The sequence below is a fragment of the Pseudoalteromonas aquimarina genome, assembly GCF_049257255.1.
Taxonomy (GTDB): Bacteria; Pseudomonadota; Gammaproteobacteria; order Enterobacterales; family Alteromonadaceae; genus Pseudoalteromonas.
The window spans coordinates 258486-273544 of the sequence record NZ_JBMMUG010000005.1; the positions used below are offsets into that span (position 1 = coordinate 258486).

The window sequence follows — 15059 nt, forward strand, 5'->3', positions numbered from 1 at the left end:
CCTTTATTAACTTGAATGTGCCGGAGTTACTTTCGGCAACTGTGGGTTCTCTTGCATCAGTGCAATTTGCAGGTCTTTGGTTTGCCAAATATCATTGAGTTTTTGTTGAAACTCAACTCTAAACTCGCGGTCATGCTGATAATTACCAATTAAATCTGCCGAGATCGGCTGCACTTTGATATCGACATGAATTTTAGTCAGTTTGCCGAATAACATATCCTTGCAAATCGTTTCAGACGTACCGTGATAAACAATGCAGGTATTTAATAGACCATCCATTTTCTCGCCAAGTACTTCAAGTGCAAAGGCAATCCCCCCTGCTTTTGGCTTAAGCAAGTGTTTAAACGGACTACGCTGTTTTTGGTGTTTTTCAGAAGTAAAACGCGAGCCTTCAACAAAATTAATTATCGTCGTTGGGTTTAAGCGGAAATGGCGACATGCACGTTTGGTTCGCTCTACATCCATACCTTTGAGCTTCGGATTTTTCGCAACTTTAGCTTTACTCACGCGCTTCATAAATGGCATGTCCATCGCCCATGCGCCAGTGCCAACAAAAGGCACCCACTTAAGCTCATCTTTTAAAAAGAATTTAGGCGCAGGCAAACGGCCAAGAGCGCTCAATACCATAATGTCGAGCCAGCTTTGGTGATTTGAAATTAGTAAATACCATGCGTTCTCGTCTAGCTCACCTTCAATATCAACTTGCCAGTTATCACACGCAAGCCATACGCCAAAAAAGTTACCCTTGCACCAGCCTTTGTAGGCCAAATGCAATGCATCACGCACGATTTGTATTGGCAATACTATTTTTAACAGTCCCAATAAAAATACGATACCGCCACACAGCACAACATTGCCAACCAGCACTGTAAACACAATTGGCGCAAGTAACACGCCTGGTAAAAATCTGGCTAGCATGACACTTCCTCAGCTTGTGACTGCTTTAATTCAGCCAGTTGCTGGTCTTTGTCTTGCCATAAGGTATTGAGTTCAGTTTGAAATTGCACACGGAACTCAGAATCATTCGAATAGTTGCCAACCCAAGTCGATGACACAGGTTTTACTTCAATGTGTACACGAATTTCAGGTACTTTACCCGCCAAGTAGTCAAAAAAAGTTGGTGTGCCTTTTGGATAACAAATAGTGACATCAACAAGCTTATTCAATTGTTCACCCATTGCTTCCATAACAAACGCAACACCGCCCGCTTTAGGTTTTAATAGATTATCAAACTGACTTTTTTGACGAGTATGTTTGTCTTTCGTAAAGCGCGTACCTTCAACAAAGTTCACAATGCTCACCGGCATATGCTTAAACTTGGCACAGGCTTTTTTTGTGGTTTCCATATCTTTAGTGCGCAGCGATGGGTTTTTCTTTAGCTGGCTTTTGCTGGCACGCTTCATAAATGGAAAATCCAAAGCCCACCAAGCTAAACCTAAAAATGGCACGTAAATTAGTTCTTTTTTGAGGAAGAAATTTAGAAAAGGAATTTTCTTATGCAACACACGCTGCATAACCAAAATATCGACCCAAGACTGATGGTTTGCAACCACTAAATACCAGTCTTTATAGGTAAAATCTTGGCTGCCAGTAACAACCAACTTAGTTGGTGTAAAGATGTATTGAATTATGCTGTTGGTGCCAACCCAGCGGCTCGCACACCATTTAGCAACAACGCTCCACATTGCCTGCCATGGTTTAATTGGCAATAGCTTTAGTACACCTGCAATAAAAATAGGCACAAACCAAAACAGGGTGTTTACTGTGTAAAACAGTAATGAAATTAGGGCTCTTAAATAATACAACATCACACAACTTATCGAATTTATTGGATGAACAAGCTAAAAAAGGCCATATTTTAGCCTTTTTTAGCGCAGCAATAAATAGCCAGACTCTTGTCTTACAGCTGGTCAGTCTTCAAAGTAGGTGTAACCACTAAGTCCAGCTTCTAACTCTTCTAAATACGCTTGCTGTAAATCGTTCGATAGATTACTGGCCGCGAGGCGATTCTGGTAATTGGTTTTTAACGCACCTTCGTTGTAATGCACATACTTAAGTACGTCTTTTACGCTGTCACCTTTTAGTGCATTGGTAAGTGCAAAGCCATTGTCATTAAGCTCAATATGCACAGAATCAGTATCACCAAATAGATTATGTAAATCACCTAAAATTTCTTGGTACGCACCAACCATAAACATTGCAAGGTGATACTGCTCGCCAGGGCGGTATGGCGGAATAGGTAAACTTGCTTCAATACCTGCACCATCGACGTATTCACGAATTTGACCATCCGAATCACACGTGATGTCCTGAAGAATTGCACGCTGTGTACATGCTTCATCTAAACGCTCAATCGGCATCACAGGGAATAACTGCTGAATACCCCAAACGTCTGGTAATGATTGGAATAACGAGAAATTCACGAACAGTTTGTCAGCTAGCTTCTCATTTAAATCATCAATCACTTCTCGGTGAGAACGTGCACTTGCGCTCAATTGCGCGCGTACTGCACGTAAAATGTCGAAATATAAGGTTTCGATTTGCGACCAATCGGTCATCGATAGTAACCCGTGCACGTACTGCTCGTGTGCTTCGCTGAACAGATGCATAGCATCATGGTAAATTTCAAGCGCTAGACGCGGTGTTAAACGCTGTTTTGCTTGCCACATTTCTTGTAATACTTGCGGCGAATTGTCTGAAAGTACAATATCGCTGTGTAATTTTGGCGCTTCTTCAACATCAATTACATCAGTGATAAGCACTGCGTGATGTGCCGTAAGTGCACGTCCTGATTCTGTAATAATGTCTGGCTGCGGCAGGTTATTGGCTTCACAAGTGTCGGCAAAGGTATTTACAACATTGCGCGCGTATTCAGCTACTGTGTAATTCATCGAGCATGAATTACGTGATCCTGAACCCTCGTAATCAACACCTAAACCACCACCTACATCAATCGTTTTAAGCGCAACACCCATTTGGCAAAGCTCAGCATAATGGCGTGCACACTCTTTTAACGCTCGGTGGATATCGCGAATATTCGCGATTTGCGAGCCAATGTGGAAATGCACAAGCGTAAGTAAGTGCTCTTTTCCAACTTTTTTCAAACGCTCAATGGCGCTTAATACCTGGCTTGCAGTTAAACCAAATTTGCCTTTTTCACCACCGGTATTTTGCCATTTACCTTTACCCACAGAGTTTAGGCGTATACGAATACCAATGCCTGGCTCAATGCCTAGCGTTTCAATTTCTTGCAATAGCACATCAAGTTCAGAGAGCTTTTCAACCACGATATTTACATCATGCCCCATTGCCTGACCGATACATGCTAAACGTAAAAACTCACTGTCTTTGTAGCCATTACATACGATTTTAATTGGTTTATCAGCAACCCCTAAAATCGCCATTAACTCTGGCTTAGAGCCAGCTTCAAGGCCTACTTTATTACTTTGATGAGCAAGCAGCTTTTTAACTACTGATGACTGCTGATTAACTTTAATGGGGTAAACACAGGTGTATTCACCTTGATAATTTCGGCTTTGTTTTGCATCCGCAAATGCACCTACTAGCGTATCAACACGCGACTGTAAAATATCGGTAAAACGAACCAAAACAGGTAACGTTAACCCCTGTTCTTTAAATTTTTCAGTTAACTGCGCTAAAGAAACACCTTGTTTTGAGTGATCTTTATCTGGAAATGCAACCAGTTCGCCTTGTTCGTTAATATCAAAGTAGCCTTCACTCCAGTGAGCGATATTATAAGTTTCGCGTGCGTTAGTTATAGCCAATGTTATCTCTTCATAAAGTCATATAATTAGGAATATTTTAATTTGCTTTTTAATCACTAGCCATAAAAATTAAATTGTTCGGCTATAATTTTATTTTCTAATTGAGTCACACGCATTTCACTGGCAAAATTGCGGCAATTTTTAAACATATAAATGGTAAGTGAAAACTACTATGTCTAATTTAGATGCTAATACTTGGTTCACTGAAATAAGTGATCGTGATGGCAGTGCTTTTTCACTGCGCATCAATAAAAAACTAGAGTCAAAACAGTCTCCATTTCAACTTGTTGAAATGTACGAAACAACAGACTTTGGTAATTTAATGATTATTGATGGCTGTACTATGGTTAGTACGCGCGAAAACTTTTTCTATCATGAAATGATGAGCCACCCAGCGTTGTTTTCACACCCAGCACCGAAAAATGTTGTGATCATTGGTGGTGGTGATTGCGGTACATTACGTGAAGTACTTAAACATCCAGGTGTTGAAACCGTTCATCAAATTGACATTGACGAAGTTGTAACTGAAATGTCATTGAAATACTTCCCTGAACTATGTGAGTCAAACAACGACCCACGCGCAACAGTGATGTTTGATGATGGCATTAAGTTTATGGCTGAAGCAGCACCAGAATCAATCGATGTTATTATTGTTGATGGTACTGACCCAGTAGGTCCAGGCGAAGGTTTATTTAACCACGCGTTTTATACTAGCTGCTTAAAAGCACTACGCTCTGGCGGTATCTTAATTCAGCAAAGTGAGTCGCCATTAATGCACCAACAATTACTGCGTGAAACACGTGCAGCAATGTTAGAAGTTGGTTTTGCCGATTTACAAACTCTGCCATTCCCACAGCCAATTTACCCTTCAGGTTTATGGTCAGCAACAATGGCACGTAAAGGTGAAAACTTCACAGCATTTAGAGCTGAAGATGTTGAAAATGCACCATTTGATACAGAATACTACAATGTAGGCATTCACCAAGGTGCATTAGCTACACCTAACTTCTTAAAGCGTGCTTTAGCTAAATAACTGAAAACACCTTAAGCTACAAATTTAAAGCCCTCTTTGAGGGCTTTTTGCGTTATTGAATACGTTTGCAAGCGCTGGTGTCATTTTTGCCAACCTTTTACTCTTGTTATCCCCACATTGACAACAAGTGATACAAAAATGAAAAAAGCACTTTTTCTGCTTCTACTTGCGCCGTGCCTGCAGGCGAAAACCGTTTCGGTTAATTCACCAAATCAACAGTTAAAAGTTGTCGTCAGTGATGATGCTGAACTGCCAACTTACCAAGTTACTTTTAATAAAAACACCATCATCATGCCATCAACCTTGGGCTTTACTTTTCGAGAGCATACAGCGCTTGGTCATAATGCTGAGATTGTAAGTTCAAGCATTTCATCACATGATGAGACTTGGCAGCAGCCTTGGGGAGAGCGCCACAATGTGCGCGATAATCACAACCAATTGGCAATAACGTTTAAACAACAAAACGCTACTTTTAATGTCACCTTTAAAGTATTTGATGATGGCATTGGCTTTCGTTACCAATTAGCTGAAGATCAGGGTTATAAATACGCAGAAATCAGCAAAGAACTAACCCAATTTAACCTTTCAGATTCAAACACGACAACATCTTGGTGGATCCCAGCGCGCGAATGGAACCGCTATGAGTATGTTTACAACAAAACACCGCTTAATTTAGCGCGTCATGTGCATACGCCAGTAACTTTTAAACGCAATGACAATATTCATATTAGCATTCATGAAGCGGCGTTAGTCGACTTTGCTGCAATGACACTTAAACAAAGTCGTGATGGCCAGTTTAACGCTGATTTAACGCCATGGAGTGATGGCTCGTTAGTTAAAACCACTGACGGTTTTACAACACCTTGGCGCACCATTCAAATTAGTGACTCTGCTGTTGGCTTAGCTAACTCAGACTTAATTCTAAATCTCAATGAGCCAAATAAATTAGGTAATGTTGATTGGGTAGAGTCTAGCAAATACGTAGGTATTTGGTGGGGTATGCATATTGGCGAAAATACCTGGGGCAGCGGGGAAAAACATGGCGCTACCACAAAGCTTACTAAAGAATACATCGATTTTGCTGCACAAAATGGCTTTAAAGGTGTGCTAGTCGAGGGTTGGAATATTGGCTGGGATGGTGATTGGTTTCACAACGGTGATGTATTTAATTTTACCCAAGCCTACTCTGATTTTAACTTTGCTGAACTGGCAAACTATGCCACAGATAAAGGTGTGGTGATTGTTGGACACCACGAAACATCCGGCAATGTGAGTAACTACAGAAATCAAATGGAAGACGCCTTTGCGCTTTACCAAAAGCACGGTGTTAGCCAAGTTAAAACCGGCTATGTAGCTGATGGCGGTAATATTAAACGTGTTGATATAAACGGCCAAGTTCATCGCGAGTGGCACGATGGCCAATTTATGGTGAACGAGTACTTAGCCAACGTAACACTTGCTGCAAAACATAAAATTAGCATTAATACCCACGAGCCTATTAAAGACACCGGTTTGCGCCGCACTTACCCAAATTGGATTTCTCGTGAAGGTGCCCGTGGTCAAGAATACAACGCATGGGGCACACCACCTAATCCACCAAGTCATGTGCCAACATTAGCTTTTACCCGCATGCTGTCGGGCCCAATGGATTTCACCCCAGGCATCTTTGATTTATCGTTTAATGGTTTAGGTAGCGACACTAATCGTCCTCAAACCACATTGGCAAAACAGTTAGCACTGTATGTTGTGCTTTATAGCCCAATTCAAATGGCGGCCGATTTACCACGTAATTACCTTGCCAAGCCTGAAGCATTTCAATTTATTAAAGATGTACCGACAGACTGGCAAGAGAGTAAAGCGATTGCTGGCGAGGTAGGCGAATTTATCGTATTTGCGCGACAAGATAAGCACTCAGATGATTGGTACTTAGGTGCCGTAACCGATGAAAATGCACGTACTGAGAAAATTAACCTTAATTTTCTAGACCCTAATCGCAAATACATTGCCCAAGTGTACAGCGATGGCGAAAACGCTAATTGGGTAGACAAACCATACGAAATGGCGATTTATAGCAAAACGGTGTCTAGCAAAGACGAATTCAGCTTGAAAATGGCCGCAGGCGGCGGTGTAGCTATTCGTTTTAAGGCACTTTAAAGAACTTTATTTTCTGCAATAATTACTTGCTTATGCCATAAGGCATACCAAAGCCCTAGCATTTGTTAGGGCTTTTCTTTTGCCTCGTTTTCACTAAGCTTAACAAACAACAAAATTTTTTCTGTGTTATTAAAAAATCCATAAACACAGAATTACTCACTAACAATAAAATGAAAGAGAACCCAATGAAAAAACGACTTGTTATCGGCATCGCTTTGTTACTACAAACCTTCGCCAGCCATGTTAATGCGCTAGACGAAAAGCTAAAAATTTTCGAACCTTACTTAGGCACATGGGAATCTACCTTTAGTAATGGCGCTGTTGATGTAAGCCACTGGGAAAGTGCGCTAAATGGCACAACACTGCGCACCCTGCACTCAATTAATGACGGCGCATACGGTGGTGAATCACTGATTTTTTGGGACAATAACAAACAAAAACTGGTGTTTTACTACTTCACAACCGCGGGGTTTTATACTCAAGGCGAACTTGAAATCACTGCTGAAAATGAGTTTGTTGCCTTTGAGGATGTAACAGGTAATAAAGAAGGTATCACTAAAGTAAAATCATCAAGTAAATTAACAAACGATAAAATTATCGTCAGCACTAGTTACTTTAAACAAGGTGAATGGACAGCGCCAGAATCTCGCAGTTACACGCGAAGCACCAAAACCGTAAAATTTAAATAGAAGCATCACGCATAAAAAAGCCGACCATGCTTTAAAGCAGTGTCGGCTAAATAACCTAAGGGAAATAGTTCGTTTAGCAGCGAATTATTAAAGTTAAGTTTAAATGCATTTAGTTTCACTTTTATTACAAAGAGGGTAACCAGCAAAAATTTATATAAAGCAGTTTTTTCACAACACTTTATTACCCATCTCAGAAACAACCGATAGAAGCACGCAATATAAAAATAAATCCTTTCATTAAAACCATTTAATATCAACAAGATAGGCAAAAGCACAAAGAACACATTAAAAATAATGAGAACTATTCTCAAAAAGGTATTGACAGTTTTTTAGATCTAATTGATAATCAATCTCAACAAGGAAGCAGTACACGCACTCACTCTTCTTTGTGTTTCTCGACCCTAGTAGCTTTTTAATAGTGAATTAACAGGCTACGGCTACTAGCAACAGCGCTTCGCGCCCCTGAAGTTACGTTGCTAGTAGCCAATTTATACGAATTACTTGCTACATTGCTCATATCGGTGACGGTAGATATGAAACCAAAAGGCCTCAGACAGAGGCCTTTTTTATTTGTATCCTAACTGCTCAATAATATACGCTGATTCAATATAACTCTGAGCTTCATTAAATTTACTGATGGCAAAAGTACGATAATCTTCGCTTAACATCACCTGCTCAAAATCATCAATAAACTGTTTACCTACAGTAGAATCCGAACATGCTAAAAACCCTTTTACAGCTTGCTGAGCCTCTTTAAGCGCATAAACAAAATAATCCTTGTTAATAACAGCCTCTGGCTGGCGACTTTTAAATACGGAAGAGTATTCAATGATGCCGTCTAACTTTCCTTGTTTTAACATGACTTCAAGACGTTCGGCTTTATAACTGCCAGCACCAACATATAAACGCTCACTATGCTCTGCGATTAATAAATCCAATTGTTCACCATAATTTCGCCCTTTAACCACACCAATATTTAAGCCAAGCGAGATTATTTCGGGTAGAGAAAGTGGCTGTGGCAAGTCTAAATTGCGATTTAATATCAATCGATTTGGTGCATAAACTATTAAAGGTAAAGATGAAAAAACGGCAATTTTTTCACGCTCAGGTGTGCGCGTTTTATTATAAACACACACATTATTCTGCTTTGTAACTAAGCGCCATTCACGCTCCCTGCTCGCTTGTTGAAAACTAATTTGATACTCGTTCTGTAAGGTATCAGTAACGTAATAAACCAGACTGGAGACGAGATCAATTTTACGATTTCCCTGTTCGGGCATAAGGTCAGTGGCAAAAGTAATCTCTTGCTTCGCGACAGATGAAAAGCTTAATAAGAACAGTGATGTGATTAGGTAGGGTATACGACGCAAGTTAAATTCACTACAGTAATACTCTTATTTAACTGTAGTGAATCTTTAGTTTAAAGCCAACCTTAACGACGGTTTTTACGTGCGCGAGCACGGCGTTGTTTTTTCTCTTCTTCACGTGCTTGTTTTTTTGCTTCTGCCTGGGCACGAAGTTCTGCAACCATAATTTCTTCTTCTTCACGCATTTCAGGCGTTTCCATCGAAATACGGCCAATTACAGCATCGCGCAGTTCATTGATTAAGATTTCAGACATTTTATGGGTATCAACCTGATTTCCCGAACGTATACAGCCACGCTTGCGACCCGCTTGTTCAATAAATTCCCAATCTTGCTCTGGCAGCTCATCCATTTTATAGCGCGATTTTAAAAGTTCAGGATATGCACTTAGTAAATACTCTGCGGTATAGCTTGCGACTTCTTCATAATTAATCGCTGTATCACGAATAGCACCCGTTGCAGCTAAACGATAACCTGAATTTTCGTTTTCAACCTTTGGCCATAACATACCCGGCGTATCGTAGAGTAAGATACCGTCTTCTAAACGAATTTTTTGTTGTGCTTTGGTTACCGCGGGCTCATTGCCTGTTTTCGCCACAACACGACCTGCTAACGTATTAATTAATGTAGATTTACCAACATTAGGAATACCCATAATCATGGCTTTGATTTGTTTATCAGCACCCACTTTATGCGGCACAAGCTTGCGACAAAGATCGTTAATTAAGTGCACTTCACTCGATTTATTGTTATCAAGCGGTAGGGTTTTAACGCCATCTTCGCGCTCAAGGTAAGTCATCCAAGCTTTGGTCATTTCAGGGTCGGCTAAATCAGCTTTATTCAAAATTTTAATTACCGGCTTATCACCGCGTAATGTACCAACCATTGGGTTTTCACTACTGTAAGGAATACGCGCATCCAGCACTTCGATAATCACGTCCATTTGCGGCATGATTTCTTTAATCTCATTGCGCGCCTTATTCATATGACCAGGAAACCACTGAATTGCCATTTATTTTCTCCAAAGCATGAAAGTACGCGTATTTTAACTATATTCAGTTACAATAGCAGTAATCTTTCTTATATAAATAATAATTATGGCATTAAAGGCTTTAGTACATAAGCTCTCGTTAAACCTAAGCGACATGGATAGACACCAATATGGTGATTACAATTTAACGATTGCACAGCACCCTTCTGAAAATGAACATCGCTTGATGTTGCGCGTTTTGGCATTTGCATTAAATGCCTCTGATACACTGAGTTTCACCAAAGGTCTATGCGCTGATGATGAACCTGAAATCTGGGAAAAGTCGCTCACCGATGATATTGAGTTATGGATTGATCTCGGTTTACCTGATGAAAAGCGCTTAAAAAAAGCCTGCAACCAATCTAAACAAGTCATTTTATATACCTATGGTGACGGCGACCAAAAAGTGTGGCTTGAGAAACACCAAGGTAAGTTTTTTCAGCACACTAATTTGCGCGTGTTTAGTATTCCGTTTGAGCAATCACAACAACTTATTCCTTTGGCAGCAAGGCATATGCAGCTTTCCGTAACGGTACAAGACGGGCAAGTCTGGGTCAGTAACGAAAGCGATTCAGTGCTAATCGAGCCGATCACCATTTTATAAACTAGCCACCAATGACGATTAAAAAAGTTGTTATTCTGCACGGTTTATATATGTCGGGCTTTGTAATGTTGCCGCTCAGTAAGCGCATTACAAAGCTGGGCTTTAAAACCCTCAATTTAAGCTATCAGAGTTTATCTCCCAATAAAGAAGACATTTTTCATAAAATTGATGAATTTATTGATGGCGAAAGCACTGCGTTTGTATGCCACTCAATGGGAGGCTTAATTGCGCGCGCCTATTTAGAAGCAAATACCTCGCAAGCCGCTCAGGTTAAAAAAGTCATTACATTAGGCACACCTCACAAAGGGGCTACACTTGCCAAACATATGAAAGAAAAAGGGTTTGATCTGTTTTTAAAAAATAGTGTGGAGTTTTTGCTATCTGAAAATCACGATTGGCCATTTACAGCCAAACTCTACAGTATTGCAGGTGATCTACCTCTTGGCTTAATGCCATTCATCAAAAAGAACAGCCAATCTGACGGTACCGTGTTACTTGATGAAACAACCCTGCACGGCATGGCTGAACATAAAGTGTTTCACTTAAGCCATACAAGTTTAATCTACTCCCGCAAAGTAATGGACTACATCGAATCCATTTTATCATCACAAAAACAGAACGCACCAATCTAGTTTAAGTGATTTAACCAATCACTAAGTTACCCGATAATAATCCCATCGAAACAAATTAATGTTATTGAACACGAGGTGGGTTATGAAAAACGTTTCAATTATCGGATTAGACAAAGACATCACACATAAATTAGTTGCAGAACTTAATGGCTTATTAAGCAGTTACCAAATTCAATATATGAATGCCCGTGGTTTCCACTGGAATATTAAAGGCGAAAACTTTTTTGAGTTACATGCAAAGTTTGAAGAAATTTATAATGACTTATTGCTTAAAGTAGATGAAATTGCTGAGCGTATTTTAACGCTAGGCGGTGAACCACTGCATGGATTCTCAGATTATCTTGCTAAAAGCAGTATCGGTGAAGCCAAAAATATCAGCGCAGGGCGAGATGCCATTGCTAATTTGCTCTCAGGTTACAGTGTATTGATAGCTAAACAGCGATCATTACTTGCGCTAGCAGGCGATGCCGACGACGAAGGAACGGCTTCACTAATGAGTGATTACATTAAAGAGCAAGAAAAGCTTGTTTGGATGCTAAACGCTTATTTGTATTAAGGCCAATTAGCGCACAAAGTTAAATGAAAAAAGGCAGCTAACGCTGCCTTTGTCGCAAGTAAAGTAAAACTAATCGGGGGGCAATCTGTACTTATCTATTAATGACTAGAGTCTTCGTCATGAGATGCAGCATATTTGTAAGCTGCAAATGCAATAATAAAGAGTACTAATGGTACCGGTGCTGCAATAATGCCAAATGAACTTGAGTTAGCAATGCTGGCACCGGCAAGGTGACCAACCACTGTGACAACTAATGCTAAGACTGCAATGACGGTTACAATAATTTCTGATTTTTGCACATTTCTCATAACGAAATTCCTTCTATAAATGTCCGATAAATCGGTTGCTTGAAAGAGAGTATGCGCTTGTTTCTCAACTGAGAATTGACCTAAATCAAGTTTATTTATTAACCAAATAACAGCTGGAATTAAATTTGATTTAGCTCAAAAAATCATCCAAATCGATAATTTTTGGCAGAAATTATGCTTCATGAATATTTCGACTTAGATGGTTGATCAATAAGTTGTATTAATAATCACAGTAAATAATGTAGAGTGAAAAAGTAATTTTAAAATTAAAGGATTATTAACATGAACAAGGTTTTAATCATATTTATTGCACTGCTAAGTATAAAAGTTGCAGCATCAGAAAGCTTCAGATTAGAAAACGGTAAGTTATTACTAGTTGGACAGTCAAAATCGGAGTTAATTTCTCTAGCTGGTGTTCCATTGTACGAAGATGTACAAACGGTAGCTATTGATACTGGAGAAGGTAACTCACCAACAAAAAAAGAAACTCTGACATACAGGTTAGAAGGATCAATTGGTGGTTTTTACCTTGTAGAAGTTAAACTAGAGAACTCTGTTGTAACATCGATTATTAAAAAACAAGAAAAACGTAACTAATTGCATATTAGTTTAAAGCGAGAGCCTAATAAGCATCAGCTCTCGCAAATAAATACATTTACTGATTAGAAATAGCCCATCCTAACATTTGCTTAAAACTTGGCTCTTTGCCGTACATCACCATGCCCATTTTAAATAAACGCCCTGCAACACGTCGCATATAAATACAAAGCACAAGAGTGAGGATCAGCGATAAAATCGGTTGCCAAATAGCCACATCAACCAATGCCATTTTCACTGGCATAACAGCAAACGCAGTTAGCGGAAAATAACTTAGAAACGTCATTACCCAGCCGCTTGGGCTATCCATTAATACAAACGCCAAAATCATTGGAATTAATGGGATCATCATAAACGAAGATTTTCCACTGTGATTTGGGTCATCAATTGCTGCAGCAATTGCCGCCATAAATGCTGTTGAAAAATAAAGTCCAAGCAATGAAAAAACCAGTACCCAAGGTAATATCGTCCAATCTATAAAAGACAAATCGAGCGCTTGTCCTTGAATAATCACTTGCATAAATGCAATCCCTAGCAATACCGAAATAACGGTGCTTAGCATTGCTTTAAGCGCCAGCAATACTTGCCCTAAAATTTTACCATCAACCCAAGTTTGTGCGCTCATAGTAGCGTAAAGCTGCTCGGTTACACGCTGCTGCTTTTCACCTGTGATTGATACAAACACCTGTGCAAACGACATAAATATTCCCACCGAAAGCAACACTAATACGCCAACAGCTGTTGATGTTGAATGGTTTTCTTCGCTTTTAATATTTTGGTCAAAGTATACCGTTGAAAGCGTTATAGGGTTCCTCAGCAACGCCATTTGTTGTGATGAAAGCGATAATTGTTCACTGACTTTGCTTGCATAGTGCTGCTTTAACGCATTTTGCAATGTTTGTTGCCATGCCATTTTTCCTTTGCTGATAACACCAATACTCACAGGGCTTTGCGATTCATCAATTAATAGAATTGCATCAAAGTCCCCGGCTTTTAAGGCATTATGCAAAGTCTCTTGGTTCTCGTTGGTCTTTGTAAAAACATACCCCTCAAGTACCATTTCAAATTCGCTATTTGCAGCCACAGCAATGCGATAATCACTGGTTGTAAAATTAGCAGCCGATTGCCAAAAAAACACCACTAGCGCAATTGCGACCATAATTAACTTGCTGATGATTTCCTGCTTCCACTTAAAAAAGTGCATAAACTCCCATTTGGCCACGTGCATTACTTGGTTATTCATGATTATTCTCCTTTGATAATGCACTACTTTGATGCGATTCAATCGCCTTTAAATACATTTGGTGTAAATCCATATTGCGGCTAGAAATGTGTATCACTTGACCAAGTTTAGGCAGCCTTGCTAGTACCTCATTTACTTGCGACTTATGTTCAAGGCTAACCACTAAGGTGCACTGCTTGTTTAAACGATAATTAAACTGGTCAAAATGTTGCTGCAACGCCTCTGCATTGAGTTCGCCCGCAAAGCCAACCTCCAACTCTAAAGCGCCACCAATATGAGTTCGAATCGCATCCAAAGTGCCATATAAAACGGCTTCACCTTTATTCATTAGCAGCATTCTATCTGCCATTTTTTCTACCATGGCCATTTGGTGCGCACTTAAAATAACTGTCATGCCTTGCTGTTTCAGCTCAGCTAAAAACTGCACTACTTTTTCTTGGTTTATTGGATCAAGACCTGAGAAAGGTTCATCTAAAATAACAATTTCAGGGTTGTGTAATATTGCAGTGATAAGCTGTACTTTCTGCTGATTACCTTTCGAGAGTGACTTAAGCGGCTCTTTTTCACGGCCCAATAAATCAAATCGTTGCAGCCAGTAATCTATTGTTTGTTTTGCATCTTGCTTACTCACCCCATGCAATGCAGCAAAGTAATGAAGATTCTGTAGCAATGTTTTTTCACCATAAAGTCCGCGGTCTTCTGGTAAATAACCAAGCTTATTTGCTGGGATTTCACTTAAATAGCGATTGTCGAGTTGAATAGATATTTTTCCGCTATCGGGTTTAGTAAAGCCTACCAACATACGCACAAGTGACGATTTACCTGCACCATTAGGCCCTAACAAGGCAAAAATTTCGCCTTTATTGACTGAAAAGCTTAATTGATTAACAGCTTTTGTTGAGCTGTATTCTTTACTTACCTGTTCAACACATATCATCGGCTGTGTCATATTACTTCCCGCTTTTTCTTATAATTGTCAGTATTTTACGGTCTTGAATAGGAAGAAACAGATCACTCGTCATTTTATATTGCCACTTATCATTTAAATGACGGTTATTGCTTA

The 15059-nt window shown here is 39.7% G+C and carries 15 protein-coding genes; 7 read left to right on the forward strand and 8 right to left on the reverse strand.

All coding sequences use genetic code 11. The features are described from left to right. Nucleotides 1–6: 6 nt before the first annotated feature. The 3 genes from yihG (AAEU29_RS14390) to speA form a co-directional block, all read right to left on the reverse strand. Nucleotides 7–918, reverse strand: coding sequence for a 1-acylglycerol-3-phosphate O-acyltransferase, YihG family (gene yihG / locus AAEU29_RS14390; RefSeq protein WP_421973983.1), 912 nt, complete (start codon nucleotides 916–918; stop codon nucleotides 7–9). Further along, complete coding sequence (yihG, locus tag AAEU29_RS14395; RefSeq protein ID WP_421973984.1) at nucleotides 912–1808, reverse strand: 1-acylglycerol-3-phosphate O-acyltransferase, YihG family; 897 nt, start codon at nucleotides 1806–1808, stop codon at nucleotides 912–914. The genes yihG (AAEU29_RS14390) and yihG (AAEU29_RS14395) overlap by 7 nt, the downstream gene beginning before the upstream one ends. A 102-nt stretch (nucleotides 1809–1910) precedes the next feature. Beyond that, complete coding sequence (gene speA, locus AAEU29_RS14400) at nucleotides 1911–3791, reverse strand: biosynthetic arginine decarboxylase (RefSeq protein WP_421974108.1); 1881 nt, start codon at nucleotides 3789–3791, stop codon at nucleotides 1911–1913. Between the two features lie 166 nt (nucleotides 3792–3957). Here speA and speE point away from each other — a divergent pair, with 166 nt between their 5' ends. The 3 genes from speE to AAEU29_RS14415 all read left to right on the forward strand — a co-directional run bounded on the left by speE (nucleotide 3958) and on the right by AAEU29_RS14415 (nucleotide 7661). Next, nucleotides 3958–4818: a polyamine aminopropyltransferase gene (gene speE / locus AAEU29_RS14405; RefSeq protein ID WP_421973985.1), complete on the forward strand. Its 861-nt coding sequence runs from the start codon at nucleotides 3958–3960 to the stop codon at nucleotides 4816–4818. Between the two features lie 138 nt (nucleotides 4819–4956). After that, the gene (locus tag AAEU29_RS14410; RefSeq protein WP_421973986.1) at nucleotides 4957–6972 is read left to right on the forward strand and encodes a glycoside hydrolase family 97 protein; all 2016 of its coding nucleotides are present in this window, start codon (nucleotides 4957–4959) and stop codon (nucleotides 6970–6972) included. A 185-nt stretch (nucleotides 6973–7157) separates the two neighbouring features. Then, a complete protein-coding gene (locus tag AAEU29_RS14415; protein ID WP_421973987.1) occupies nucleotides 7158–7661 on the forward strand; it encodes a hypothetical protein in 504 nt (167 codons plus the stop codon). A gap of 566 nt (nucleotides 7662–8227) precedes the next feature. Here AAEU29_RS14415 and AAEU29_RS14420 read toward each other — a convergent pair. Next, nucleotides 8228–9031, reverse strand: a complete 804-nt coding sequence (locus AAEU29_RS14420; RefSeq protein ID WP_421973988.1) for a hypothetical protein — start codon at nucleotides 9029–9031, stop codon at nucleotides 8228–8230. 62 nt (nucleotides 9032–9093) lie between these two features. Further along, complete coding sequence (gene ylqF / locus AAEU29_RS14425; protein WP_421973989.1) at nucleotides 9094–10038, reverse strand: ribosome biogenesis GTPase YlqF; 945 nt, start codon at nucleotides 10036–10038, stop codon at nucleotides 9094–9096. 85 nt (nucleotides 10039–10123) lie between these two features. Here ylqF and AAEU29_RS14430 point away from each other — a divergent pair, with 85 nt between their 5' ends. The 3 genes from AAEU29_RS14430 (at nucleotide 10124) to AAEU29_RS14440 (ending at nucleotide 11848) form a co-directional block, all read left to right on the forward strand. Further along, nucleotides 10124–10660 carry a YaeQ family protein gene (locus AAEU29_RS14430; RefSeq protein ID WP_274763497.1) on the forward strand — a complete coding sequence of 179 codons (537 nt, stop codon included), beginning with the start codon at nucleotides 10124–10126 and terminating at the stop codon, nucleotides 10658–10660. 11 nt (nucleotides 10661–10671) lie between these two features. After that, nucleotides 10672–11292 (forward strand): PGAP1-like alpha/beta domain-containing protein, encoded by a 621-nt coding sequence (locus AAEU29_RS14435; protein ID WP_421973990.1) that lies wholly within the window; start codon nucleotides 10672–10674, stop codon nucleotides 11290–11292. 82 nt (nucleotides 11293–11374) lie between these two features. Then, the gene (locus AAEU29_RS14440) at nucleotides 11375–11848 is read left to right on the forward strand and encodes a Dps family protein (protein ID WP_421973991.1); all 474 of its coding nucleotides are present in this window, start codon (nucleotides 11375–11377) and stop codon (nucleotides 11846–11848) included. A gap of 98 nt (nucleotides 11849–11946) precedes the next feature. On the opposite strand, the gene AAEU29_RS14445 is transcribed toward AAEU29_RS14440, so the two are convergent. Further along, a complete protein-coding gene (locus tag AAEU29_RS14445) occupies nucleotides 11947–12156 on the reverse strand; it encodes a hypothetical protein (protein ID WP_372766262.1) in 210 nt (69 codons plus the stop codon). A 282-nt stretch (nucleotides 12157–12438) separates the two neighbouring features. Here AAEU29_RS14445 and AAEU29_RS14450 point away from each other — a divergent pair, with 282 nt between their 5' ends. Then, the gene (locus AAEU29_RS14450; protein WP_274763501.1) at nucleotides 12439–12753 is read left to right on the forward strand and encodes a hypothetical protein; all 315 of its coding nucleotides are present in this window, start codon (nucleotides 12439–12441) and stop codon (nucleotides 12751–12753) included. Between the two features lie 58 nt (nucleotides 12754–12811). Here the strand turns inward: AAEU29_RS14450 and AAEU29_RS14455 are convergent, their stop codons facing one another. Both AAEU29_RS14455 and AAEU29_RS14460 read right to left on the reverse strand, forming a co-directional pair. Continuing rightward, nucleotides 12812–13996 (reverse strand): ABC transporter permease, encoded by a 1185-nt coding sequence (locus tag AAEU29_RS14455; RefSeq protein ID WP_421973992.1) that lies wholly within the window; start codon nucleotides 13994–13996, stop codon nucleotides 12812–12814. Beyond that, nucleotides 13989–14945 carry an ABC transporter ATP-binding protein gene (locus tag AAEU29_RS14460; protein WP_421973993.1) on the reverse strand — a complete coding sequence of 319 codons (957 nt, stop codon included), beginning with the start codon at nucleotides 14943–14945 and terminating at the stop codon, nucleotides 13989–13991. Before AAEU29_RS14460 ends, AAEU29_RS14455 begins: the two co-directional genes overlap by 8 nt. Nucleotides 14946–15059: the final 114 nt, after the last annotated feature.

Bases quoted from the DNA above. Each gene is read 5' to 3' on its own strand.
- ylqF (WP_421973989.1), bottom strand. From the start codon at position 10,038: ATGGCAATTCAGTGGTTTCCTGGTCATATGAATAAGGCGCGCAATGAG.
- AAEU29_RS14460 (WP_421973993.1), bottom strand. From the start codon at position 14,945: ATGACACAGCCGATGATATGTGTTGAACAGGTAAGTAAAGAATACAGC.
- AAEU29_RS14415 (WP_421973987.1), top strand. From the start codon at position 7,158: ATGAAAAAACGACTTGTTATCGGCATCGCTTTGTTACTACAAACCTTC.
- AAEU29_RS14455 (WP_421973992.1), bottom strand. From the start codon at position 13,996: ATGAATAACCAAGTAATGCACGTGGCCAAATGGGAGTTTATGCACTTT.
- speE (WP_421973985.1), top strand. From the start codon at position 3,958: ATGTCTAATTTAGATGCTAATACTTGGTTCACTGAAATAAGTGATCGT.
- AAEU29_RS14440 (WP_421973991.1), top strand. From the start codon at position 11,375: ATGAAAAACGTTTCAATTATCGGATTAGACAAAGACATCACACATAAA.
- yihG (WP_421973983.1), bottom strand. From the start codon at position 918: ATGCTAGCCAGATTTTTACCAGGCGTGTTACTTGCGCCAATTGTGTTT.
- AAEU29_RS14435 (WP_421973990.1), top strand. From the start codon at position 10,672: ATGACGATTAAAAAAGTTGTTATTCTGCACGGTTTATATATGTCGGGC.
- AAEU29_RS14430 (WP_274763497.1), top strand. From the start codon at position 10,124: ATGGCATTAAAGGCTTTAGTACATAAGCTCTCGTTAAACCTAAGCGAC.
- AAEU29_RS14450 (WP_274763501.1), top strand. From the start codon at position 12,439: ATGAACAAGGTTTTAATCATATTTATTGCACTGCTAAGTATAAAAGTT.
- yihG (WP_421973984.1), bottom strand. From the start codon at position 1,808: ATGTTGTATTATTTAAGAGCCCTAATTTCATTACTGTTTTACACAGTA.
- AAEU29_RS14410 (WP_421973986.1), top strand. From the start codon at position 4,957: ATGAAAAAAGCACTTTTTCTGCTTCTACTTGCGCCGTGCCTGCAGGCG.
- AAEU29_RS14445 (WP_372766262.1), bottom strand. From the start codon at position 12,156: ATGAGAAATGTGCAAAAATCAGAAATTATTGTAACCGTCATTGCAGTC.